This window comes from Psychrobacter sp. 1Y4 (assembly GCF_051847555.1).
Window position 1 is genome coordinate 1 of the sequence record NZ_JBPYDE010000449.1, and the last position, 759, is coordinate 759.

The following is a 759-nucleotide window of genomic DNA, read 5'->3' on the forward strand; positions in this document are numbered from 1 at the left end:
ATAGGTCGCTTTTTTGTTAGCCAATATTCTGAATCAAATCAAAACTCTTAGATATAAATATATATTTAGAGTGTTTTATAGAGAGTAAATTAACAACTGATAGCTATAACCTACTCACTGCTCATATGTTGTTATAGGTATGATAGTCGTTTTCTGAGTTATTGAATGGTAAGCAATGTACTGATTGTCGCTAATTATATGATAGCTACCTATATAGATAAGAGCGTGCCTAGATAGATGTATTTAGCAGCAGTACTATAGCTATTTCCGTAAGAACAGATGCTCGTAATAGGAATTTAGAGCATCCTTCCTACTTATAATAGGAGCTACTTAGATCATAAATAATAGCTGCCAATAAAAAACCTCGCCATTAGTGGCGAGGTTTTTTTATAGTAATAGAGTAAAATTACTGTATAAACTTATTTGTTTAGATTCAATTCCATCTCTCTGTACTTAGCAGATACTGATTCTCTTGGGCCACCAGTCATGATACTTACTGCAAAAATAGCGATAGTACTTAAGATAAAGCCTGGAACGATAGCAAACAACCAGCTGTTAAGTGCCATACCATTCATCTGGAATGGACCATAAATCCATAAGATCACAGTCAATGCACCAACAACCATACCAGCTACGGCACCATTACGGTTCATGCCGCGCCATATGAGACTGAAGATGACCAACGGTCCAAATGCTGCACCGAATCCTGCCCAAGCATTAGAAACTAAGTCTAAGACGGAACTGTCTGGATTAGAGGCT

At 36.9% G+C, this 759-nt stretch carries 1 protein-coding gene; it reads right to left on the reverse strand.

Annotated features, from left to right (window positions below):
* Positions 1 to 419: 419 nt before the first annotated feature.
* Positions 420 to 759 (reverse strand): sodium:solute symporter family transporter (locus ACS8FC_RS16890; RefSeq protein WP_439297637.1); only part of this gene is annotated, 340 nt, incomplete at its 5' end.